The following is a 23,165-nucleotide window of genomic DNA, read 5'->3' as shown; positions in this document are numbered from 1 at the left end:
CATGGACGTGATGCCAAAATGGGCCGAAGTGGTGCTTGTGCCATTGATATCGCTATTGCTTGCCGCAATCATCTCGGCGCTGGTTATTCTTGCCATCGGTGAAGACCCCGTGGCGGCGGTTAAACTGATGGTTACCGGGGCGCTGGGGTCGACCTATGGCTGGGGCTATACCCTGTATTACGCGACAAACTTCATGTTCACGGGGCTGGCGGTCTCCATCGCGTTTCATGCCCGCCTGTTCAATATCGGCGGCGAAGGTCAAGCGATGCTTGGCGGTCTTGGCGTGGCGCTTGCCTGTCTCTACATTCCCTGGCCCCATTGGTCGCTGGCACTGATCGGCGCTGCCTTTATGGCCGGATTATTCGGTGCGGTCTGGGCTGCGATTCCCGCATGGTTACAGGCAAAACGTGGCAGTCACATCGTGATCACAACAATCATGTTCAATTTTATCGCAGCCGCCTTGCTGAATTATGTGTTGGTGAACATGCTGCGCCCCAAAGGGTCGATGGACCCGGCAACGGCGCGTTTCCCTGATGCCACCAACCTGCCGACACTCCACGATTTGCTGGCACCTTTGGGCATCGCCTTTTCCAAAGCCGCGCCCGCCAATGTTTCGTTGCTGGTCGCGGTAGCCGCCTGTTTCGCGCTTTGGGTGCTGATCTGGCGTACCCGCCTGGGGTATGAAATCCGCGCTTACGGCCATTCGGAATCCGCCGCCAGATATGCAGGGATTTCACCGGTCAAAATCACCATGATTGCGATGATCATCTCTGGCGCATTGGCCGGGATGATGGCGACCAACAACGTGATGGGAGAAGCAGAGCGGCTGGTACTTAACTCAACCGAAGGTGCAGGTTTCATTGGTATCGCCGTGGCATTGATGGGCCGTTCTCATCCTTTGGGTGTGTTCATCGCGGCAATCCTGTTCGGGTTTCTTTACCAGGGGGGCGCGGAACTCGCCCTGTGGACGTCGATTCCACGTGAGTTGATCGTGGTCATCCAAGCCCTTGTTATCCTCTTTACCGGCGCGCTGGACAACATGGTCCGCATTCCGCTTGAAAAGGTTTTTCTCGCACTGCGCCGACGTAAAACGAGAGGAGCAGGCTGATGGACTATCTGACTTTCATCCAGTTGCTCGACTCGACCGTGCGGCTTGCCACCCCGCTTTTGCTTGCCTGTCTGGCCGGACTCTTCAGCGAAAGAGCAGGCATTTTCGACATCGGCCTTGAGGGCAAAATGCTCGCGGCAGCATTCTTTTCCGCTGCGATCGCATCGCTCACTGGCAACGTCTGGATAGGTTTGATGGCTGGGATCGGCGCATCGCTGCTGCTCTCGGGGTTGCACGGGCTTGCTTCCATTACCTTTCGTGGGAACCAACTTATCTCGGGGGTTGCGATTAACTTTCTTGCGGCGGGAATGACTGTCCTCATCGCGCAAGACTGGTTTCAACAGGGCGGGCGTACACCATCCCTCGTCGGGGGCGCGCGTTTCGAAGGGATCACTCTGCCCGGTGCAGATGCCATGGCCGACACCCCCATCATCGGCCCCCTGTATAGCGAGTTGATCTCGGGCCATTCGATCCTTGTTTATTTGGCCTTTGCAGCCGTACCTTTGACCTGGTGGTTGCTTTATCGCACGCGTTTCGGTCTGCGTTTGCGCGCTGTGGGTGAAAATCCTGCTTCGGTGGATACAGCCGGGATTTCAGTGGTCGGCTTACGCTATGCCGCCGTTGGCATCTGCGGTATTCTATGCGGCGTTGCCGGTGCCTACCTGAGCACCGCCCTGCAGGCCGGTTTTGTCAAAGACATGTCAGCGGGTCGCGGATTTATCGCGCTTGCCGCCCTGATATTTGCCAAATGGCGCCCCTGGTACGCGCTTTGGGCGACGCTGTTGTTTGGACTATTCGGCGCATTGGAAACGCGGCCTGACGTGATCGAAGCGCTGATCGGCATGAAGGTCCAGGGTCAACTGCTGGGTGCCCTCCCCTATATCATGACAGTTGTCATATTGGCCGGCTTTGTCGGCAAGGCAATTCCCCCGCGTGCAGGCGGCGAACCCTATGTGAAAGAACGATGACTTAGCTGGAATAAGACCAGTTTTAATTACCTTTCAGTCCTTATTGCAGCATTGCTGCGTGAACCGTTGATTTGAAATACCCATCGCGCTAAGGGATGCCATGCAAATCTATCTTCCCATCGCCGAAGTATCGGTCAACGCCTTTCTTTTGTTGGGGCTTGGCGGTTTGGTTGGTATACTTTCCGGCATGTTTGGCGTTGGCGGTGGCTTTCTGATGACACCGCTCCTGTTTTTTATTGGCATCCCACCCGCCGTGGCAGTGGCCACAGAGGCGAACCAGATTGTCGCTTCTTCTTTCTCAGGCGTCCTCGCCCATTTCAAACGCAAGACGGTGGACCTCAGGATGGGCACCGTTCTGTTGATCGGTGGTCTGATCGGCGCAGCCTTGGGTGTCTGGATGTTCAACTATCTAAAGGCACTGGGCCAGGTCGATCTGCTGGTCAAACTGTGTTATGTTGTATTTCTTGGCGTTATTGGCGGGTTGATGTTCATTGAATCGCTGAATGCGATCCGTAACACCAAAAAAGGCAAACCGCCCGCCCGTAAGAAACACAACTGGATCCACGGACTGCCGTTCAAGATGCGGTTTCGCGTTTCAGGTCTGTATATTTCCGTTATCCCGCCAGTGATTGTCGGCATTGCCGTCGGTGTTCTGGCTGCAATCATGGGTGTCGGCGGTGGTTTTATCATGGTGCCGGCAATGATTTATCTTCTGGGCATGCCAACCAAAGTGGTTGTTGGCACCTCCCTGTTCCAGATCATATTTGTGACTGCATTCACAACCATGTTGCATGCCACGACGAATTTTACTGTCGACATCGTGCTGGCGGTCCTGTTGCTGGTCGGTGGCGTCATTGGCGCACAGATCGGGACTCGTATCGGGGTCAAGATGAAAGCCGAGCAGCTGCGCATCCTCTTGGCGATCATGGTTTTGGCCGTCTGTGGCAAGTTGGCTTTTGATTTGCTGGTACAACCCAGTGAGCTTTATTCGCTTGGCGCGGCGGGCGGTCACTGATGCGTGCTCTTTTCATTTCTCTTATCTTGCTTGTGACGCAGCCGGTCTTTGCCGAAGAGGTCGTTCTTGGGCTCAGTAAAGATCAGGTATCCATCAATACCAACTTTGATGGATCAGAGATCCTCATCTTTGGAGCCGTAAAACGGGAAGAGCCGATCCCCACGGATCCACCTTTGCAGGTGATCGTGACGGTCGCGGGTCCCTTCGAACCTGTCGTCGTGCGGCGCAAGGAAAAACGACTGGGCATCTGGATCAACACTGATGCCGTAGAAGTCGACAGCGCCCCCGGTTTTTATGCTGTGTCCAGCAGTACGCTGTTGGGAATGTCAGTGACCGAAACAGAAGACCAGCGCCACGAAATCTCGATTCCCCGTGCGATCCGTTCTGTCGGTGCGCCGATGAATATAACCAACAGCGAAAGCTTTACAGAAGCGTTGATCCGCATCAAGACCGCCTCGAACCAGTACCAACTCAACGAGGGTACCGTCAGCGTTGATGAAGAAACGCTGTTTCGCACCGCGATCAAACTGCCTGCTGCCTTGACGGAGGGAGATTATCAAACCCGTATCTTCCTGACCCGTGGCGGCGAAGTTGTATCAAAATACGAGACCAGCATATATGTGCGCAAAGTTGGTATGGAACGGTGGTTGTACACCCTGTCACGCGAAAACGCGTTTCTTTATGGCTTGATGTCCTTGGCAATTGCCATTGCAGCCGGCTGGGGTGCGTCGGCAATATTCTCGGCATTCAGACGGTGACACCCCTGTCCGAGGCGGCAAGGTGAAGGCGGTTGGAGCCGAAAAACCCTTGGGCGATCGGATCACCGATACGGATTCTAGCGTTTTTCGATCTTTTTCTTAAGTTCCGCTATTTCTTTATCGAAAGTAGCTTGTTGGTTGGATTCGTACTTCGCCATATCCTTGGCATACCGCTCAATCGCCTTGTTCACATCGGCGATACTCTTGTTGACATAGTCCTGATGAGCCGTTCCATTCTTTGTCATGTCTCGGGCAAACTGTTCCATCACCTTTTTCATACCAGCGATTTCTTTCTCCAGGACGCCCACTTTCTTTGTCGCTTCTTGCGCCAGTTTCAATGCTTCTTGTGCTTTGTCGGCCATCGCGCGATCCCCCATTGCGTGACACTCTGGATACTTTGCAAATACAGTATCTCAGCACATGGTGCGGGTCGTTGGAGATCAAATCAAGCCTCTTGCTGCACTGGCGGCAACCGCGGCACAGTGATTTCGGGCGGATTACCTGGTCAACCTCGACCAATGTAGGGCATCTTGGTCGCCATCACCGTCATGAATTGTACATTTGCCTCAGGCGGCAGCAATGCCATGTGAAGGACGGCATTGGCAGCATGCGAGACATCCATAGTCAGTAAATCCGGGTCACGCTTTTTCAGGTTTGCGACCATTTCGGTTTCGGCATTACCAATGTCGATCTGGCCACAGGCGATGTCGAACGGGCGTCCATCCAAGGACAGGGATTTTGTTAATCCCGTGATTGCGTGTTTCGTTGTCGTATAACAGACCGAGCCTGCACGGGGCGTATGAGCTGAAATCGACCCGTTATTGATGATCCGTCCGCCGCCACTACGCCGCATCGCGCCAAACGCAAGTCGCGCGGCCAGAAACATGCCGTGTAAATTGACCATCAACACCTGTTCCCAATCTTCGATCGCGATCTCATCGATGGGGGCGCTGGGACCAAAAATACCAGCATTGTTAAACAGCACATCCGGCGCACCGAAGCTGTCAAACGCTGCTTCAAGTGCCTGCGCATCCGTCACATCGGCAGGCAGGACAACCGCGTTGTCATGGTGCGTCGCGATCTGGTGCAACGCATCTGCGCGGCGCGCGATCAAGCCGACAGACCATCCTTCTTTCAGGAATAATTCAGCAACTGCACGGCCAACACCCGAGCTGGCTCCGGTAACGATCAATCGTTTCACAACAAGTTCTCCTCAGGGGCATCCAGCGTCAAAGGCACCACAGGAACCGAGCGCAGATCATCCACAGCCAACGGGCCGGACGGTTTTGACAAGCGGTTGCGCACAACCCAGATCAGGCGCTCCTGGGCGCGGGTAATGGCCACATATGCCAGCCGTTTCCACAAGGGTTGCCCTGCTTCGATCCGGCCCATTTTCGCCGCGACATAGAGGTCTGGCGCGAACACCTGCACTGTCTCCCACTGCGAACCCTGCGCTTTGTGGATCGTGACTGCAGCCCCATGCAGGAACGTCGCGCCCATCCGCGCGGCGAAGGGGATAAACGGTTCTTCTTCATCGGGTTTTTCAATCTTTACGATCGACGCTGCGCTTAGCTGCGGGTCTTCGGCCCCCATCACATGCAGGCGGCTGAAACCCGGTTTGCGCCCCTCGCCAAGGTAAATAACCTGTGCGCCCTTGATCAAGCCCCTTGCTTCCAGGTCCAACCGCTTTTTGCGGTGTTTGAGCGGCAGCTCAATGCCGTCACAGATCAATGGTTCGCCAGCCAACAGCGCATCCTCCGGGGCGCCGTGCACCGAACGGAAGGCATTGATCAGACGAATGCGCGTTGCATTGCGCCATACCAGCACGGGGGAACGGGCCATCAGATCAACCTCGACCCGTTGACCCCATACCACACGATCATCCTTTTTCGCCGCCTCTTCGACCATTTGTTCAAACTGGTGGAAACTCAGTTCAGGATCAGCCAGCGCATGGGCCAGATCAAGAATCGGATTGCCAGCGTCCTGACGGAAAATCCGGTTAAGGTTCATTACCCGTTCTTGCGGCAGCTTTTCAAATACCATGGTGCCGGATTGATTCACCGGTGCCAATTGCGCGGGATCACCAAACAACAGAAGTGTTGGAAAAATCTCTTTGAGGTCTTCGAATTGCTTATCATCCAACATCGAGGATTCATCAACAAACCCAATGTCGAGCGGTTCTTCCCGCCGTTTCCAGCCGGTAATGAAATCCGACCCACGCAGACCGGCCGCCGCCAAGGCGCCTGGGATGGATTTGTTATTTGCATAAAAAGCTGCGGCACGGTCGAGTGAGATTTCTGTCAGCCCTTCAATCTCTGGTCGTTCGCCATTTCCGGCAAGCCATTCGGCGATCCGCTCATATTCCGGGTCATAAACGGGCGTATACAAAATACGATGTATCGTCGTGGCCGGCACCCCGCGTAGCCGCAAAACGCTGGCCGCCTTGTTTGTGGGTGCGAGAATCGCAAGCGAGCGTTTGTCCGCTTTCTTGCGGCTTTCATAATCGCCGGAAACGATATTTACCCCTGCGGCTTCCATTGCCTTGTAGAGTTCCGCCAAGAGCAATGTTTTCCCTGATCCGGCCTTGCCCGTTACCGCCATTGCCTGATCCGCGTTCCCCGACGGGGGCATAAGCAGGTTTTCCTCCAGATCAATGCCAGCACTGCGCAGCATCTCGGCCACGGCGTCAAAGGCAACCGCCTGATCGTCAGAATAAGTTAGCGCAATTTCCATGCACCATGTTTACGCAAGGCAGTCAGGGGGGGCCAGCGCCATTGCGCCGGCTCACGCTGATTTTGACCAGCGGTGGTATCTCAATCCGCCCATCGCTGCGTTAAACCAGAATCGGGACTGTTCTGGCGTGATGCCCGCGCGGGCGCTGACCTGTGCTTGGGCTTCTGAAGAGAAATGCCATAATCCGACAGAAATTTGCGCTCTCCCTTCCCCTTCACTACCCAAAACTTCGGGAGAAGAACCAATCATCCGGTAAATCCGCACCATGCGTGCATCAAAAACACCGACAAAATGCTTAACACCAAAACCCTGCATGATTTCTCCACCTCCCAGCATCAGCGCTGCGGCGACATGGGGACCCACCCCACGTTTGAGACAAAAACGCGTGCATTCCCAGATCAGGGGGCTGACGATTGGACCCTGGATCAGTTGGCCAAAATGGTCGTTCACCATCACCGGACCAGTCGTTGGCAATAACCGCATCGAACCTCCGTGGCTGCCGTCGGCTTCCTGCCAGATCACATAAAGCGGGTTCAGGGCGTCATAGCAATCGCGTTCTTCGCCCTGGTCATCGACCTGGACCGCCCAATTCAGGCGTGTCTTGAATTGATCGGCGCGGTCACGAAACATGGTCTTTGCAAGGTGGGGGTGGCCCTGCAATTGATCGGCATAGAGGTAACGCAGCATGAAGTTCTCCGGTCTGAAAACACAAGACCGATGAGTTACTGCACCGAAGGTTAATGGAACCTGAATTAGACGTTCGGCGCGTGATCAATAAACGCAACGCAGCGCATCATAATGGTCCAGCTTTCTTGGCGATCAGATGACGATCAAGCCTCGGCTGAGCGCGCGTGCGACTGCGTGGGTCGTATTCAATGCGCCCAGCTTGAATCGTGCGCTTTCGATGTAGACGCGCAGGGTATGTTCCGAAATCGACAGTGAATTTGCGACCTGCGCCCGGCTGTATCCGATGGCAAGCAACGTCATTGCATCCACTTCACGAGGACTGAGAGCCTGGGCAACTTCCGGCGTGCGATCCGGTTCAAGTTCAAGCGCCTTCTGATTCAGAAAATATGCGATCAGGATCAGTTCGCGATGATATTTCTGGGTAAAGTCCGACCATTCTTCGTCGCCACAGGAATCGTTCACCGTAAACAAGGCAAATTGTCCGTTAGGACCGCGCACCGGAATTGAGTACCCCTGATTTCCAACTCCGTATTTTATCGACTCGGTCTGAAAGGCACGGGCGGCTTTAGACGACCAATCCAGCTGTTTCCAGTCGACGGGATGAAACCGTTGGAAACAACCCAAAACAACCGGATCAATACGAAGGTAATTCAGTGCAATGTAGCGTTGTTGCCATTCTGCGGAATAGGTCCCGCAGCCATATTGATCGCCGGCTGAATCGACCCAGTGATAAACGATATGAGCGATCCCCAGATGACGCCGCAACGCTTCTGTTGCCTCCTGCAGCCCTGCAAGTGTTTCAGCTTGCTCCAAATTCTCCAGAATGACTTCCAGTTGCTTTGTCTCGGCCATGCCTATGCGCTTGCGTCCTCTCTTCAAGGGAGGCGATCTCGGCCAGGGCAACAATTGCTGTGTCATCCAATTGTTCTGCTAAAGCGTGCAAATCGGACGACAGAGCAAAGGTTTTCAAATCGGCAAGAACGTCCAATATCCAGTCACTTCGCATAGGTAGCCTCGCTTCCAAATGATTAACAGAACGTTAATACAACCATAGCATGTGCGAATTGGGTTAAGAAATTCGCTGGTTTTCACTCCCCACAAATGGTGAGGGCCGTTTTGCCAAGCCTTTGATCCCGTTGAAAGTTGAATTTCCCCACGAAAAACCCGCGACTCACCAAAGCGATTCGCGGGTTACCGTTTCCAAGGCGGAAACAATCAGATCTTATTTGCCTGCATCCAATGCGTCTTCGAGCGTGCGCAACCCAGTGGTGGGAGCCTGTACCAGCACGGACATATTGCCGGGCTTATGTTCGTTTCGCAGCATTTTCATGTGCGCTTCGGGTAAATCGTTCCAAGCAAAAACTTCGGACATGCAAGGATCCAAGCGCCGTTCAAGCATCAGCTTGTTGGCAGAAGCCGCCTGCTTGAGGTGGGCAAAGTGGCTCCCCTGAAGACGTTTCTGATGCATCCACATGTAACGCACGTCAAATGTCAGATTAAAGCCTGAGGTCCCAGCGCAGATCACTACCATGCCGCCCTTTTTCACAACAAAGGTGGAAACCGGGAATGTCGCTTCACCGGGATGCTCGAACACCATGTCGACGTTTACCCCTTTACCGGTAATGTCCCAGATGGCCTTGCCGAATTTACGGGTTTCCTGAAACCAGGCCGCATATTCCTCACTGCCAACCTTGGGTAATTGGCCCCAGCAATTGAAGTCCTTGCGGTTGAGCACCCCCTTGGCCCCAAGATCCATGACGAAGTCGCGTTTGGTTTCGTCCGAGATAACACCGATGGCATTGGCCCCGGCCGTATTGATCAATTGAATCGCATATGACCCCAAACCACCTGATGCCCCCCAGACCAACACGTTCTGGCCCGGCTTCAAATCATGCGGTTCGTGGCCAAACAACATCCGGTAAGCGGTGGCAAGTGTCAGCGTGTAGCAGGCCGCTTCTTCCCATGTCAGGTGCTTGGGGCGCGGCATCAACTGTTGCGACTGGACACGTGTGAATTGGCTGAAGGATCCGTCCGGTGTCTCATAGCCCCAAATACGCTGCGTGGGGGAATACATCGGGTCGCCACCGTTACATTCCTCGTCATCGCCGTCATCCTGATTGCAGTGGATCACTACCTCGTCACCGACTTTCCAGCGCTTGACCTTGTCACCCACAGCCCAGACAATGCCCGCTGCATCGGAACCGGCGATATGATAAGGTTGCTTGTGGCCGTCAAACGGGCTGATCGGTTCACCCAGAGACGCCCAAACGCCATTGTAGTTCACACCTGCCGCCATCACGAGAACCAGTACGTCCTGGCTGTCCAGTTCTGGCACATCGACAACCTCTTCCAGCATCGCCGTATCCGGCTTGCCGTGACGTTCACGCCGGATCGCCCAGGCATACATCTGCTTTGGCACATGACCCATCGGCGGTATTTCACCGACCTCGTAGAGATCCTTTTCCGGTGCATCATATTGCGCGATGGAAGTATCGAGTGCCATGCGGGCCTCCTGTGGATAGAGTGTCTGAATTGCCGCGACGCAGAATCGCGCCTATGCCTCAGTGGAATATGGGGCGATACGCAATAATGCAACCCTGCAACGATGTTTTTTGCAACTTTATGACCCCGCACGTGCAGAAACTTCTATGCGCTTGCAGCATCCTTTTCAAAATGATGGGCGATGGAATTCGCATAGAAAACCAGCACCGACTGGTATTTGGGTATGACATGCCACGCCGTACCGCGTTTTTCGACAAGCCCCCGTTTGGTCAGACTTTCCAATGCTTTGGCGATCTCCAGTGCCCGTTGCGCGGGCTTTACGATGGCTGCACCCTTTGGCGCGGCATCAAACAGCGCCCCTGCCCGTACAGCGATGTCTTCGTCTGGAACAGGCCCGTCATGCAACAGCGCGTGACACACTGCGGGTACGGCGAGGACCGGCATCACATCCTCAACCCGTGACATCAATTCGCAAGACAAGGCTTCGACCTGTGGGTCTGGTCCGGCCTCGCGCAAGGATAATGGTGCACCAAAAGCAACTGCCGCAGTGCCAAAACGGCTTTCTTGCCGCGTCAGCCGCTGCCAGAGATTGCGCAGAATGAACCCCACCACGACCGAGATGCGCGCACCGAAGCGCCTGTCGCCACGTTTGTCCGCAGCGATCAGCACGGTATCTTCGAGCACGCGGTCATAATTTATTGCCACAGGTACAAACACCACGTCGCGCGAACCCTGGGGGTCAAACCCTTCCACAAGATAGGACATCAATCCCATTTTGGGTTTCTGGATGCGCCCTGTCAGGCTAAGGCCACCTTCGGGATAGAACGCTTGGTTTACACCACCTTCCGTCGCCATTTGTACATACCGGGCCAGCACCTTGCGATACAGGGCACCACGGGACCGACGGCGGATAAAATATGCCCCCAGTGATTTGATCAGCCAACTCAACGGCCAGACCCGCGCCCATTCGCCCACCGCATAGGACAGAGCAGAATCCCGCGCAGCGAGATAGGTCACCAGCATATAGTCCATGTTGCTGCGGTGGTTCATGACAAAAATGACGGTCGCCTCTTTGGGAATTTCACCAAAGATCCTGTCATTCGTTTGGGCGGTTTCGACCCGATAAATCGCTTTTGCCAACATCCGGGCAAGCCGGATACCAAAACTGAAATAAGCCACTGCAGAAAAGCTGGGAACGATTTCTCGTGCATATTCGCGTGCTTTCTCAAAAGCCACATTTTCGGGCACCCCGTTACTGCGGGCATAGTTGACGATTTCACGCGAGACTTCGGGATCATAAATCAGCCGCTGTATCATGTCATAGCGACGGGCCAGCTTGAAAGGTTCGATTGGGCGCTTCAGGCGGGTGTTCAGGCGTTTGACAGCTTTCTCCAGGCGCCTGCGAAAGAACCAACGCACCGATGGCAACAGAAAGTGGCTCAGGGCTGTGACAGCTGCGAACAGCATGATCAGGACAAAAAGCCAAAGCGGGAGTTCTACGGTCTGCGTCATGTCGACACCCTTGCAGTGAAGGGTGGCAAGAACAATATGTCATCTGTCAGCTTCGGGATCGGGTGCATGGATTCTGTAATAACCAAAGGGTTTATGCCACAGGAACGGCAAAGGGTTGCTGCGCTCTATTGGCAAGCCTTCGCAGCGAAGCTTATCCATGTCCTTGGCCCGCCTCCAAAGGCGCTTGAATTTATCGCCGCACAACTGAACCCCGATTTCGCTCTCGTTGCGCGCGGACCTGTCGGAGACATTCTCGGGGTGGCGGGTTTCAAGACCGCCAAAGGAGGGTTGATTGGCGGTGAAATGGCGGATTTGGCCGAGGTCTATGGCTGGTTTTCCGCGCTTTGGCGCGGACCACTTCTGGCCCTGATTGAACGCGACCTCGCCAGGGACATCTTGCTGATGGATGGCATCTGCGTGGCGTCCGCGGCCCGCGGCACGGGAATCGGTACCGCGCTGTTGCGCGCCATCAAGGACGAAGCCGTGGCGCAAGGCCTTGGATCGGTGCGCCTTGATGTGATTGACAGCAACCCCCGCGCCCGGGCGCTTTACGAGCGCGAGGGCTTTGTCGCGACAGGGCAGGAAACACTCGGCCTGTTGCGCCCTGTTTTTGGCTTTTCAAGCAGCACCAGGATGCTGTTCACCCGCCCGACGGGGCCTTGAATGAGGCCAGCAGATCCATCATCGGTGTGCGATCCACTTCGATAATTCCGCGTCTGGGCCGGTCCAGATCAACAATCAGGAAGACCAGCAACACGATGAGTGTCAGCATCAGATAGACCGGCGTTGCCGGTTTCGAACCGTTAACCCCTGAAGAAAAGCCAAGCATCCCACCTGACAGGATGAAAGTCACAAACAACATGATCAGCACAACCTCCGGCACATGCCGGTCAAGTGTCGCATTCCGCGAGGCGAGCGCGTCGATCATATCATTCAACGCATTGGTCAACGACACCGAAGCCGCACCACCCGGTGAACGTGCATTTTCCGCAGCAATGGACCAAACAGTGGCAAAAGCTTCTTCGGCACTCGCGGTATATGCGTCACGTTGCCTGTATTGATCGGCTGGCACTTCACCTGCTTCAACCCGTAACCGGGTATATTTCAACAAATTCACCTTGGCCTGTGTCTTGGCCGGCCCGTCCAGGAAATCCAGACGCAACCATGCTGTGCCGATGGCATTTGCTTCTGCGACCACAGAACTTGATCTGGCATCATGACGCGAAAGTGCAAGCGAAAAGGTGAAGCCCAACAGCAATGCCAGCAAGCCAAGCATTGATCCTTGCACTGCGGTGGTCTGGGTTTTGGTTTGCTCGGTCTCGCGTTGTTGGCGAACAATGCCCGTCCGGTAGCCGATCCAGGTGCCAGACAACATCAGGACCAGCAAAGCCAGCGAAATCAAAGGTGTCGGTATATCATACATTATTTCATTCTGCCCCATGTCAGCACCTGCAGTTTCAAGATCCCGGATGCCCTACGCATCTGCTTGCTTTAGGTCAAATCACATTGCATCATGCCGCAACGCAGCGAATTGACATTGGTATAATATGTCAACTAGACATCCCTGAGCGTAATAAAATTTCCCCGCCGACTAAAGGAGCCTCCCATGCCCGAGCCATCCAAAGACCGCCCGTGGTTGATCCGTACCTATGCCGGGCATTCCACAGCCAAGGCATCCAACGCGCTCTACCGTTCGAATCTGGCCAAGGGACAGACCGGCCTGTCGGTCGCCTTCGATTTGCCGACGCAAACGGGCTATGACAGTGATCACATCCTGTCGCGAGGTGAAGTGGGCAAGGTTGGTGTGCCGGTCAGCCATCTGGGAGATATGCGCGCCTTGTTCAAGGACATTCCGCTTGACCAGATGAACACCTCAATGACCATCAACGCGACGGCCCCCTGGCTTCTCGCCCTTTATATTGCGGTGGCCGAAGAACAGGGTGCGGATATTTCCGAGCTAAACGGCACCGTGCAAAATGACCTGATCAAGGAATATCTGTCGCGCGGTACATATATCTGTCCGCCTGCCCCCTCGCTCAAGATGATCGCGGATGTGGCCGAATATTGCTATACGCATGTTCCGAAATGGAACCCGATGAACGTCTGTTCCTATCACCTGCAGGAAGCGGGTGCCACGCCTGAGCAAGAATTGGCATTTGCATTGGCGACCGCTACGGCCGTGCTTGATCAATTGCGCCCACGTGTCGACCCGGCGGATTTCCCTGCGCTTGTGGGCCGCATTTCGTTTTTTGTGAATGCGGGCATCCGTTTTGTAACCGAAATGTGCAAGATGCGCGCCTTTGTTGACCTTTGGGATGAAATTTGCCTTGAACGTTACGGTGTGCAAGAGGCCAAATACCGGAGATTCCGCTATGGCGTTCAGGTCAATTCCCTGGGCCTGACCGAGCAACAGCCAGAAAACAATGTGTATCGTATCCTGATCGAAATGCTGGCGGTGACCCTCTCCAAGAAAGCCCGTGCCCGCGCTGTGCAATTGCCCGCATGGAACGAGGCATTGGGCCTGCCGCGCCCCTGGGATCAACAATGGTCCATGCGGATGCAACAAATTTTAGCCTATGAGACTGATTTGCTTGAATTTGATGATCTGTTTGACGGCAATCCGGCCGTGGATAAAAAGGTCGAGGAATTAAAAGAGGGCGCACGTGCTGAATTGGCCCTGCTCGACGGAATGGGCGGAGCGATTGATGCAATCGATTATATGAAAGGACGCCTGGTCGAAAGCAATTCCGACCGTCTTGGCCGGATTGAAGCAGGTGAAACCATTGTTGTCGGTGTGAACAAATGGACGCAGGGCGAAACCTCGCCGCTGATGACAGGTGACGGTGGCATCATGGTTGTCGATCCTGCAGTTGAGGCAGAGCAAATTGAGCGACTAAATTCATGGCGCGCCGAAAGGAACGAAGCCGAGGTCAATGCCGCCCTTGCAGAGCTGCGCGCGGCCGCCACAGAAGGGCGCAACGTGATGCCCGCATCCGTGTCCGCCGCAAAAGCAGGCGTGACGACCGGAGAATGGGCAGCGCAAATGCGGTCTGTTTACGGCGAATACCGCGGGCCCACTGGGGTCGCAAAAGGCCAGTCCAACAAGACCGAAGGATTGGATGAATTACGCAGTGCAGTGGACGCCGTAAGCGACCGTTTAGGCCGCCGGCTAAAATTCCTGGTTGGCAAGCCCGGCCTTGATGGCCATTCCAATGGCGCGGAGCAGATCGCGGTACGTGCGCGCGATTGCGGTATGGATATTGCCTATGAAGGGATCCGGCTGACGCCTTCTGAAATTGTCGAAGCCGCCCGCAATGATGATGCCCATGTTGTGGGTCTTTCGATCCTGTCGGGTTCACATATTCCATTGGTTAAAGACCTGGTTATCCAAATGCGGGATGCAGGACTGGGACATATTCCGATCATTGTCGGCGGTATCATCCCCGAAGAGGACGCGATGCGTCTAACAAAGATGGGAGTCGCACGGGTCTACACGCCAAAAGACTTTGAACTGAACATCATAATGCAAGACATTGTTACTCTGGTTGATCCAAATCCCGTCGCGGCAGAATAGGCAGAATAGGAACAAAAGCGTTTTCTGGTTAGGATTCAGCTAATTCATTTGGTATAATTACCAAAGAAATGGAGTGAATTCATGCAAATCGACCTCAAATCCATGAGCAGAAAAGAGTTGGAAAAACATCTTAAAGATGTGCAGAAAGCTCTAAAAAGCGCACGCACGCGGGATCAAAGGGAAGCAAGGAAAGCAGCCGAAAGGGCTGCTGCGGAATTCGGGTTTTCCTTGGATGAATTATCCGACGAAACGAAAAAGCCACGCAAAACACGGAAAACAAAAGCAAAAAAATCAAAATCCGTATCCAAACCGATGTATGCAAATCCCGACGACAAGGGCCAAACATGGACCGGAAAAGGGCGTCATCCTAATTGGTTCCGTGAAGCAGTGAGCAAAGGGGCGACGCCGGAATCCCTTAAAATTTAGAAATTATCTCGTTATGAGTGTAATTGCGCCGTCCAGTTTTGTGGCGGGCGCAATTACAAAAACTGATTCCGGTTACCCTAATTTCGCAGTCTAATTTTCTGAATTGAATTAGAAAAATCTACCATAAGTCGAAAACGAATACCCACCACACGCATTGGGTTAATTCCGCACTTCGCTCTTGCCTCTGCCACTGGCAAATGCACTCTGTTCTCATCTGGAAAACTGGAGTTTCAAAATGACTGTTCATATTGGTGCCGCCCCCGGTGAGATCGCGGAAACCGTCCTGATGCCAGGCGATCCATATCGTGCCAAATGGGCCGCTGAAACCTTTTTGCAGAATGCCAAACTGGTAAATGAAGTGCGTGGCATGTTGGGTTATACCGGCACCTGGAACGGTCATCCCGTGACAATTCAAGGCTCTGGCATGGGGATGCCTTCCTTGTCGATCTACGCAAATGAATTGATCAGCAGTTATGATGTTCAAACCCTTATTCGCATCGGCTCTTGTGGTGGGATGCAACCACATGTCGGTATTCGGGATGTGATCATTGCCATGTCCGCCAGCACCATTACCTCGCCCTCCTCGGGGATTTTCCGCGAAATTAATTTTGCCCCTTCGGCGGATTGGTCATTGTTGCGTGCCGCCGTGGCTGCGGCAGAAAGTGCCGGCGTCAATACCCATGTGGGCGGGATCTATTCATCAGACGTTTTCTATGCTGAACGGCCTGATCTGGATGAACAACTGGTACGACATGGTATTCTGGGCGTAGAGATGGAAGCTGCTGAATTATATACATTGGCAGCGCGACATAACCGGCGTGCCCTTGCGGTGCTGACGGTTTCCGATCACCTGCAAACCGGCGAAGCACTGCCATCAGAAGACCGCGAGAAAACCTTCGGCGATATGGTCGAGATCGCGCTCAAGGCGGCTTTCGAATAACGCGAAATCACGTCCCGTGACTGCGATCATAACCGTTGGCAGGACTCTCCTTGCGAAGTCCTTTTGCATCCATCGTCGATGCAAAGATCTCTACCAAAAGCGGGTGACATTGAGCGACATCAGATGAATGTTCCGAGGAACAATCGCCCCCCGGACAGGCGCTTAGCGCGCCAAGCAGATCGATTTCAGCGATGAATTCCAGATAATCACCGGGGCGCACCGGACTGGCTTTCATGAAATACTGGCCGGTATCGCGGGTAAATCCGGTGCACATGAAAACGTTCAGCACATCATGCACATGCGGTTCTGCATCGACCAAGGGTATATCCAAACAAGATGCCAGGGCGCGGGTCAGGTTTGAATGGCAGCAATGATGATACTGCCCACCCTGCAACAGGTGATGCGTATAGGGGTCGCAGCGGGTACCGATGACATCATGTACCGCGCCGCCAAAAGCGTCGATGCCGTACCATTCCAATGTGTCGTGGGTGATCGTCGCCATTGGGCGCAAATGCGGAAAGCTGGACCACATCTGTTGGCCCGTGGTGAGATGCGTGCCATGCAGCGCACGGGTTTTACCTGAATAGAACCGCTCGTTAAGGTCGTTCGCGTTCCACAAATTCAGGTCGCCAACCTGAGGGCCCTCGACACTTGTGATGCGAAAGAAATGTCCTGCTGGCACTTTGAATGTTCGCGCTTCGCGAGGTGGGACCAAGATTTCTTCGGTTTTGCGCAAACCTTGTCTCGCCTTTGCATTGGCCGCCATGTCGGGCTGGGGCAAAGTTTCGACCGGATAACATACTACCGGCTTGATAGCGCGGCGTGCTTCGGCGTCTGCTGGTGGATTTTTCATGCGTTTTGCCCCGCGAGGCGGCCAGAAAACAGGCATCCGCCCAAGAATGTCCCCTCAAGCGCATTGTAGCCGTGGTATCCGCCACCGCCAAACCCGCAAACTTCTCCGGCTGCATAAAGCCCAGACAACACTTCGCCCGCCGGTGTCAAAACCCGGCCATGAATATCTGTGTGGAGGCCGCCAAGCGACTTGCGAGTCAGGATGTTCAGCCGTACTGCAATCAACGGCCCGTTCTTCTTGTCCAAAATCGCATGTGGTTTGGCCGTCCGCACCAATCTGTCACCACGATAGGTACGGGTACCGCGAATAGCAGTGATCTGCGCATCCTTGCTAAAGGGGTTGGCAAGTTGCGCATCGCGTGACGCAATCTGGTTGCGGATTTTTTCGAGGTCTAGCGGCTGATCTGGCGTGATCTTGTTCATTCCGTCAACAAGGGTTTCCAGATCATCGGCGACGACAAAATCCGCACCCTTGTTTTTGAAGGCCTCGACCGCAGGGGTGGCACCTTTGCCCAGACGCGCCTTTAGAACATCCAACCAGCGGCCATTCGTCAAATCGGCGTTCTGTTCCGACCCGGACAGGGCAAATTCCTTTTCGATGATTTTTTGTGTCAGAATGAACCAACTGTGTTCACCGGCTTGCAGGATGCGTTTGAGCGTTCCCAAAGTATCAAATCCCGGTAGAAAAGGGGCCTCCATGCGTTCCCCCTTTGCGTCAAACCAGATCGACGATGGTCCGGGGAGTATTCGGATGCCATGGTTTGGCCAGATCGGATTCCAGTTCTGGACGCCTTCGCAATAGTGCCACATACGGTCTTCGTTGATCAGACCTGCACCGGCCTTTCTGGCAATGGCATGCATTTTTCCATCTACATAGTCCGGCACGCCCGCAACCATCCTTTTGGGCGGTTTGCCCAGACGGTCGGTCGGCCAATGCTTGCGCACGACTGCATGATTGCCCCCGATCCCGCCCGTGGCCAAAACGACGGCCTCCGCCGCAAAAGCAAAGTTTCCAACGACAACGCGTGACGTGCTTTGACCACGCGCGTCGACCGAGTTTTCCAACAGATCCCCCCGAAGACCAGTCACCGATCCATTTGTCGTAACCAGGTCTGTCACACGATGTCGAAACCCCATTTTCAGCATGCCTGTCGCTGCGTGTTCGGTCATCAGCTTGGCAAAGGGGGCCACAACGCCCGTGCCCGTGCCCCATGTAATGTGAAAACGCGGCACCGAATTCCCATGGCCATGCGCCAGGCCGCCACCGCGTTCTGCCCAACCTACAACAGGAAACCATCGCATCCCGTGGTCAAAACACCATTGGCGCATCGACCCTGCCGCCCAGTCGATGAAGCGCTCCGCATAAAGACGGGGGTTTGCATCCTCACGTCGGTCAAATTGTGCCGACCCCATCCAATCCTGCAGCGCCAGATCATGACTGTCCCTGATACCCATGCGCCGCTGTTCAGGGGTATCCACCATAAACAGCCCCCCCAAGGACCAAAATGCCTGTCCTCCCAAGGATTGTGGCGTTTCCTGATCCAGCAAAAGCACACGGCGACCGCGCAGGACCGCTTCATGAGCGGCGACCATCCCTGCAAGGCCAGCACCTACAATTATGACATCCGCCTTGAAATTCTTATCGGTCATTTGCCCCCCATTCTCAGGTGACGATAGATCTTGACGACATCATTTGTCGAGCACGGCCCGCGTCAAAGGCCCGATTGAGTTTGGACCGCCATACAGCTATCAGGCCTGCCCTGACTGCTGAAGATTTCAACCCCGCAGGTGATACAATTGTATTTGGTCATTGTGCCACGACTGCCACAGGTGCTTTGGCGCCATCGGCATTGTCTGCGGCCCTTGTTTTTCCAGGCAACGACCGCAGCTATGACAAAAGCGCATAGAAAGGCAAAAAGAAAGGCAAAAAGAAAGGGCATCAGTGGGTTGCCCTATTCAGACGGTGCGCTCCACCATCAATTTCTTGATCTTGGAAATTGCCGCTGCTGGGTTCAACCCCTTTGGGCAGGTCTTGGCACAGTTCATGATCGTGTGGCAACGATACAGTTTGAATGGGTCTTCCAGATCGTCCAGGCGTTCGCCCGTCGCCTCATCCCGTGAATCGATGATCCAACGATAGGCGTGCAAGAGCGCGGCTGGCCCAAGGTAGCGGTCGCCATTCCACCAATAGCTGGGACAGGAAGTCGAACAACAGGCGCACATGATACATTCATATAGGCCGTCGAGTTTCGAGCGATCTTCGATCGATTGTTTCCATTCTTTCACAGGTGCCGGCGTTTCGGTTTCCAACCAAGGTTGAATGCTCGCGTGCTGCGCGTAAAAATGTGTCAGATCGGGGATCAGGTCTTTGACAACCGGCATGTGGGGCAATGGATAGATTTTGACCACCCCCGCAACTTCGGCCAGACCATAGGTGCAAGCCAGGGTATTGATGCCATCGATATTCATGGCGCAGGATCCGCAAATGCCTTCGCGGCAGGAGCGACGGAAGGTCAGAGTTGGATCGATTTCATTCTTGATTTTGATCAGCGCGTCCAAAATCATCGGCCCGCAGCTGTCCATGTCAACAAAGTAGGTGTCAATCGCGGGGTTTTTGCCATCGTCCGGGTTCCAGCGATAGATGTGAAATTCCTTGAGGTTGCTTGCGCCCTCGGGCTTGGGCCATGTCTTGCCGCTCGTCATGCGCGAGTTCTTTGGGAGTGTGAGCTGAACCATGTCGCGTCTCCATCTTTCTGGGCTGACTTGCCCGTTTCATAGGTTTGGCCACCCAGGGGGCGGCAATTTCTAGACCGCGTTTTTACGGACAAACAGCGAATTTTGTTCGGCTTGCAGCCTGATCTCATAGCCCAGTTCCAGAATACGGCCGACGAGATCTGAATCCCACTCATCCGCATGGGCCACCTCGACCAGCATCGCATCAGGCATCCAGCCGCCAGCATCCAGCATCGGCCCAAGCACTGCTACTTCCATTCCTTCGACGTCGATTTTGATCACCGTCAGATCATAATTGTCAGCGTCCGCAACAAATTCAAGCAGGGGGCGGACAGGCACCAGCATTGCACCATCCTGAGCACCAGGTTCGACAGGTTTCAAAGAGGCCTGACCAAAGTTGCCTTTGCGGAAATTCAACATTGCCTCCCCGGTGGCATCACCCAATGCGCAGCCTTCGATCCGCACGACATCGCCAAGCTGATTAAGGCACAGGTTGTGCCCTAGTCGCCCGATCATCGCTGGATTTGGCTCAAAGGCTATCACGCGCCCGCCTGCCCCCACCGCAACGCCCAAAGGAATGGCAAAGGAGCCAGAATTTGCGCCAATATCCAAAACCAGTGCCTTGCGCCCCTCAACCAGTTCAACCAGTGCCATCAATGACTGTATTTCAGGCGGCTGCCCATCCCGCCAGATCATGCGATCGGTATAATTGTCACGTGGGTCCACATACATGCGCACACCGGTAAATTCGATCACCTCGGGCGGCAGGATCGGCACCAGCAATTGCCGGGCCGCCTTGTCCGCAGCGCGAAAGACCGGCCGCAACGACGCTGACAAGATCGGCGCATCAACAGGATTGAAAGCTGGGTTTGTCATTGCGCACATTGTCTAAATGATCCCACTGCTCAGCGCGCGCGATTGCAGGCACTGAACTGTCTCAGGACGGGACAGAACCGCACGTATTGTAGCAACGGTTTGATCATCCACGCCCAAGACCGCCGCCTTGGCGAAATCGCGAATTTCCAGTGCCGAGGAATTGTCGATGATGCAATCCGTAAAGGGGGTGATCAACTGCTTGGGCACTTGTGGGAAACGGGTTGCCAGGGTTTCAGTCACGACGCTCTTGGCCCCCTGGCGCGCGGTATTGTCCACAGCCTCTTGCATCGGGGCGCAAGCCGCCACAAACAATACCAATGCCGCTGCAAATCCCTTCATGTCAGCGCTTCACCCACATCAGTCGAGCGGTCTGCCATCGACGCAATAAAGAGTGCCCCGATACATGCCGGAAAAATTTTCAGGGCATCCCGGAACGGTCAGACGTTCACCATAAAACACCCGTTTAGGTTGATTGCCATTGGTCCGATTTTGAGCATAATGGCTGCGGTCCGAAGGCTGAGCCACTTCGCCCACATAACCCTTTTCTCCGACATACCCTTTGGTGCCAAAAAATTCCTGACTTTGACCGTCTGCATGTCCTGCCATCGGCAGCGCAGCGCAGGTCAGTGCAATCGCATAGATTTTTCCCAGGTTGAACAATATCCGCATTAATAAACCCTCGCTTTTGGTGCGATCTTTTTCAGATCGATACCACCTTCGTTATGGCTGGAAAGCGGCTTGAGATGCACGCCCCGGAAACCGAGTGTCGCCTCATTACCCTCGAACCAGATCAAGGAATGCTTGCGCCAGTTCTCGTCATCGCGGTCAGGATAGTCCTCATGCGCATGGGCACCGCGGCTTTCCTTGCGGGCCGCCGCAGCAGTGATCGTGGCCACCGCATTAGGCATCAGATTGGTCAGTTCCAATGTTTCCATCAGATCCGAATTCCAGACCAGCGACTTGTCCGTCACATGTAGATCGACAAGCTTGCCTGCCACGCCCTTCATCTTCTCCTCGCCCTCGGCGAGGGTCGTGTCGGTGCGGAATACGGCGGCATCCGCCTGCATCGTCTTTTGCATCTCGAGGCGCAGCTCCGCCGTGGGCACATGCCCCTTGGCATAGCGCAACCCGTCAAACCGGCTGAATGCCGCTTCGACCGACCGTTTGTTGGGCGTCGGCACTGCGGCTTCGGCATCCACGACTTCCTTGGCGCGGATGGCCGCGGCGCGACCAAAGACCACGAGGTCGATCAGGCTGTTCGATCCCAGTCGATTGGCGCCGTGCACAGATGCACAGCCTGCCTCGCCCACGGCCATCAGACCTGGGGACACATTGTCTGGATTATCCTTCGTCGGCGCAAGCACCTCGCCCCAATAGTTTGTTGGAATGCCACCCATGTTGTAGTGCACCGTAGGCAGCACCGGGATCGGCTCTTTGGTCAGATCCACACCTGCAAAGATGCGCGCGGATTCCGAAATGCCCGGCAGGCGCAGATCCAGCGTTTCCGGCGGCAGATGGTTGAGGTGCAGGTGAATGTGATCCTTGTTCTCGCCTACGCCGCGACCCTCGCGGATTTCCATGGTCATGCAGCGCGAAACCACGTCGCGCGACGCCAGATCCTTGTAGGTCGGCGCATAGCGTTCCATGAACCGCTCGCCTTCGGAGTTGGTAAGGTATCCGCCTTCGCCCCGCGCCCCTTCGGTGATAAGACAGCCGGCACCGTAGATGCCGGTAGGATGGAACTGCACGAACTCCATATCCTGCAAAGGCAGACCCGCACGTGCCGTCATCCCACCGCCGTCACCAGTGCAGGTATGCGCCGATGTTGCGCTGAAATAGGCGCGACCATAGCCGCCGGTCGCCAGCACCACCATCTTGGCAGCGAACAGATGCATCGTGCCGTCGTCCAGCTTCCAGCACAGCACGCCCTGACACACCCCATCGTCCGACATGATCAGGTCAATGGCGAAATATTCGATATAGAAATTGGCCTTCTGTTTGAGAGATTGGCCATAAAGCGTGTGGAGAATAGCGTGGCCGGTACGGTCCGCAGCGGCACAGGTGCGCTGAACGGGAGGGCCTTCGCCAAATTCAGTGGTGTGGCCGCCAAAGGGACGCTGATAAATCTTGCCTTCCTCTGTACGCGAGAATGGCACGCCATAGTGCTCAAGCTCATAAACGGCCTTTGGCGCCTCGCGTGCCAGATACTCCATCGCATCCGTATCACCGAGCCAGTCCGAGCCTTTGACCGTGTCGTACATATGCCACTGCCAGTTGTCAGGGCCCATGTTAGAAAGCGAGGCGGCGATTCCGCCTTGTGCAGCAACAGTATGCGATCGCGTTGGAAATACCTTGGAGATACAGGCAGTACGCAATCCCTGCTCTGCCATGCCAAGGGTTGCACGCAAACCCGCACCACCAGCGCCCACAACCACCACGTCATACTCGTGGGTTTCATACTCATATGCGGCCATTAATCGT

The 23,165-nt window shown here is 54.9% G+C and carries 23 protein-coding genes; 8 read left to right on the top strand and 15 right to left on the bottom strand.

What is annotated here, in order from left to right; all coding sequences use genetic code 11:
* The first annotated feature begins 1 nt into the window (after nucleotide 1).
* The 4 genes from OS190_RS15945 to OS190_RS15930 all read left to right on the top strand — a co-directional run bounded on the left by OS190_RS15945 (nucleotide 2) and on the right by OS190_RS15930 (nucleotide 3,849).
* Entirely contained in the window at nucleotides 2–1,108 is a 1,107-nt protein-coding gene (locus OS190_RS15945) for an ABC transporter permease (protein WP_267159715.1), read from the top strand.
* On the top strand, nucleotides 1,108–2,076 hold the full coding sequence (locus OS190_RS15940) for an ABC transporter permease (RefSeq protein WP_267159714.1): 969 nt from the start codon (nucleotides 1,108–1,110) through the stop codon (nucleotides 2,074–2,076). Before OS190_RS15945 ends, OS190_RS15940 begins: the two co-directional genes overlap by 1 nt.
* Before the next feature lie 100 nt (nucleotides 2,077–2,176).
* Entirely contained in the window at nucleotides 2,177–3,091 is a 915-nt protein-coding gene (locus OS190_RS15935; protein WP_267159713.1) for a sulfite exporter TauE/SafE family protein, read from the top strand.
* Nucleotides 3,091–3,849, top strand: coding sequence for a TIGR02186 family protein (locus OS190_RS15930; protein WP_267159712.1), 759 nt, complete (start codon nucleotides 3,091–3,093; stop codon nucleotides 3,847–3,849). The genes OS190_RS15935 and OS190_RS15930 overlap by 1 nt, the downstream gene beginning before the upstream one ends.
* Before the next feature lie 77 nt (nucleotides 3,850–3,926).
* Here OS190_RS15930 and OS190_RS15925 read toward each other — a convergent pair whose 3' ends face one another.
* The 7 genes from OS190_RS15925 to OS190_RS15895 form a co-directional block, all read right to left on the bottom strand.
* On the bottom strand, nucleotides 3,927–4,211 hold the full coding sequence (locus OS190_RS15925) for a hypothetical protein (RefSeq protein WP_267159711.1): 285 nt from the start codon (nucleotides 4,209–4,211) through the stop codon (nucleotides 3,927–3,929).
* 143 nt (nucleotides 4,212–4,354) lie between these two features.
* Nucleotides 4,355–5,050 (bottom strand): SDR family oxidoreductase, encoded by a 696-nt coding sequence (locus OS190_RS15920; RefSeq protein WP_267159710.1) that lies wholly within the window; start codon nucleotides 5,048–5,050, stop codon nucleotides 4,355–4,357.
* A complete protein-coding gene (locus tag OS190_RS15915) occupies nucleotides 5,047–6,582 on the bottom strand; it encodes an ATP-dependent DNA helicase (protein WP_267159709.1) in 1,536 nt (511 codons plus the stop codon). The genes OS190_RS15920 and OS190_RS15915 overlap by 4 nt, the downstream gene beginning before the upstream one ends.
* A 51-nt stretch (nucleotides 6,583–6,633) precedes the next feature.
* Entirely contained in the window at nucleotides 6,634–7,269 is a 636-nt protein-coding gene (locus OS190_RS15910) for an acyl-homoserine-lactone synthase (protein WP_267159708.1), read from the bottom strand.
* Nucleotides 7,270–7,401: 132 nt separating this feature from the next.
* Nucleotides 7,402–8,121 (bottom strand): helix-turn-helix transcriptional regulator, encoded by a 720-nt coding sequence (locus OS190_RS15905; RefSeq protein ID WP_267159707.1) that lies wholly within the window; start codon nucleotides 8,119–8,121, stop codon nucleotides 7,402–7,404.
* A 370-nt stretch (nucleotides 8,122–8,491) separates the two neighbouring features.
* Entirely contained in the window at nucleotides 8,492–9,772 is a 1,281-nt protein-coding gene (ccrA, locus tag OS190_RS15900; RefSeq protein ID WP_267159706.1) for a crotonyl-CoA carboxylase/reductase, read from the bottom strand.
* A 143-nt stretch (nucleotides 9,773–9,915) separates the two neighbouring features.
* Nucleotides 9,916–11,283 carry a 1-acyl-sn-glycerol-3-phosphate acyltransferase gene (locus OS190_RS15895; RefSeq protein WP_267159705.1) on the bottom strand — a complete coding sequence of 456 codons (1,368 nt, stop codon included), beginning with the start codon at nucleotides 11,281–11,283 and terminating at the stop codon, nucleotides 9,916–9,918.
* A gap of 66 nt (nucleotides 11,284–11,349) precedes the next feature.
* Between OS190_RS15895 and OS190_RS15890 the strand changes: the two genes are divergently transcribed.
* On the top strand, nucleotides 11,350–11,946 hold the full coding sequence (locus tag OS190_RS15890; RefSeq protein ID WP_267159704.1) for a GNAT family N-acetyltransferase: 597 nt from the start codon (nucleotides 11,350–11,352) through the stop codon (nucleotides 11,944–11,946).
* On the opposite strand, the gene OS190_RS15885 is transcribed toward OS190_RS15890, so the two are convergent.
* Nucleotides 11,924–12,724, bottom strand: a complete 801-nt coding sequence (locus tag OS190_RS15885; protein ID WP_267159703.1) for a bestrophin-like domain — start codon at nucleotides 12,722–12,724, stop codon at nucleotides 11,924–11,926. The two genes, OS190_RS15890 and OS190_RS15885, sit on opposite strands and share 23 nt — an antisense overlap.
* Nucleotides 12,725–12,889: 165 nt before the next feature.
* Between OS190_RS15885 and OS190_RS15880 the strand changes: the two genes are divergently transcribed.
* The 3 genes from OS190_RS15880 (at nucleotide 12,890) to deoD (ending at nucleotide 16,223) form a co-directional block, all read left to right on the top strand.
* On the top strand, nucleotides 12,890–14,857 hold the full coding sequence (locus tag OS190_RS15880) for a methylmalonyl-CoA mutase family protein (RefSeq protein WP_267159702.1): 1,968 nt from the start codon (nucleotides 12,890–12,892) through the stop codon (nucleotides 14,855–14,857).
* Between the two features lie 81 nt (nucleotides 14,858–14,938).
* Complete coding sequence (locus tag OS190_RS15875; protein ID WP_267159701.1) at nucleotides 14,939–15,283, top strand: H-NS histone family protein; 345 nt, start codon at nucleotides 14,939–14,941, stop codon at nucleotides 15,281–15,283.
* Between the two features lie 235 nt (nucleotides 15,284–15,518).
* Nucleotides 15,519–16,223 carry a purine-nucleoside phosphorylase gene (gene deoD, locus OS190_RS15870; RefSeq protein ID WP_267159700.1) on the top strand — a complete coding sequence of 235 codons (705 nt, stop codon included), beginning with the start codon at nucleotides 15,519–15,521 and terminating at the stop codon, nucleotides 16,221–16,223.
* Between the two features lie 7 nt (nucleotides 16,224–16,230).
* Here deoD and OS190_RS15865 read toward each other — a convergent pair whose 3' ends face one another.
* The 7 genes from OS190_RS15865 to sdhA all read right to left on the bottom strand — a co-directional run bounded on the left by OS190_RS15865 (nucleotide 16,231) and on the right by sdhA (nucleotide 23,158).
* A complete protein-coding gene (locus OS190_RS15865; RefSeq protein WP_267159699.1) occupies nucleotides 16,231–17,076 on the bottom strand; it encodes an urea carboxylase-associated family protein in 846 nt (281 codons plus the stop codon).
* A complete protein-coding gene (locus tag OS190_RS15860) occupies nucleotides 17,073–18,725 on the bottom strand; it encodes an FAD-binding dehydrogenase (RefSeq protein ID WP_267159698.1) in 1,653 nt (550 codons plus the stop codon). The genes OS190_RS15865 and OS190_RS15860 overlap by 4 nt, the downstream gene beginning before the upstream one ends.
* Nucleotides 18,726–19,031: 306 nt before the next feature.
* Nucleotides 19,032–19,811, bottom strand: coding sequence for a succinate dehydrogenase iron-sulfur subunit (locus OS190_RS15855; RefSeq protein ID WP_267159697.1), 780 nt, complete (start codon nucleotides 19,809–19,811; stop codon nucleotides 19,032–19,034).
* Between the two features lie 69 nt (nucleotides 19,812–19,880).
* Nucleotides 19,881–20,684, bottom strand: coding sequence for an FkbM family methyltransferase (locus tag OS190_RS15850; RefSeq protein ID WP_267159696.1), 804 nt, complete (start codon nucleotides 20,682–20,684; stop codon nucleotides 19,881–19,883).
* Nucleotides 20,685–20,696: 12 nt separating this feature from the next.
* Nucleotides 20,697–21,023, bottom strand: a complete 327-nt coding sequence (locus OS190_RS15845; RefSeq protein ID WP_267159695.1) for a hypothetical protein — start codon at nucleotides 21,021–21,023, stop codon at nucleotides 20,697–20,699.
* Between the two features lie 18 nt (nucleotides 21,024–21,041).
* Nucleotides 21,042–21,353 (bottom strand): hypothetical protein, encoded by a 312-nt coding sequence (locus tag OS190_RS15840; protein WP_267159694.1) that lies wholly within the window; start codon nucleotides 21,351–21,353, stop codon nucleotides 21,042–21,044.
* On the bottom strand, nucleotides 21,353–23,158 hold the full coding sequence (gene sdhA / locus OS190_RS15835; RefSeq protein ID WP_267159693.1) for a succinate dehydrogenase flavoprotein subunit: 1,806 nt from the start codon (nucleotides 23,156–23,158) through the stop codon (nucleotides 21,353–21,355). The genes OS190_RS15840 and sdhA overlap by 1 nt, the downstream gene beginning before the upstream one ends.
* Between the last annotated feature and the right edge of the window lie 7 nt (nucleotides 23,159–23,165).

The sequence above is a fragment of the Sulfitobacter sp. F26204 genome, from assembly GCF_026410305.1.
In the GTDB taxonomy this organism is placed as follows: Bacteria; Pseudomonadota; Alphaproteobacteria; order Rhodobacterales; family Rhodobacteraceae; genus Sulfitobacter.
Note: the sequence above shows the minus strand (reverse complement) of the source record. Positions and strands in the feature narration are given on the sequence as shown.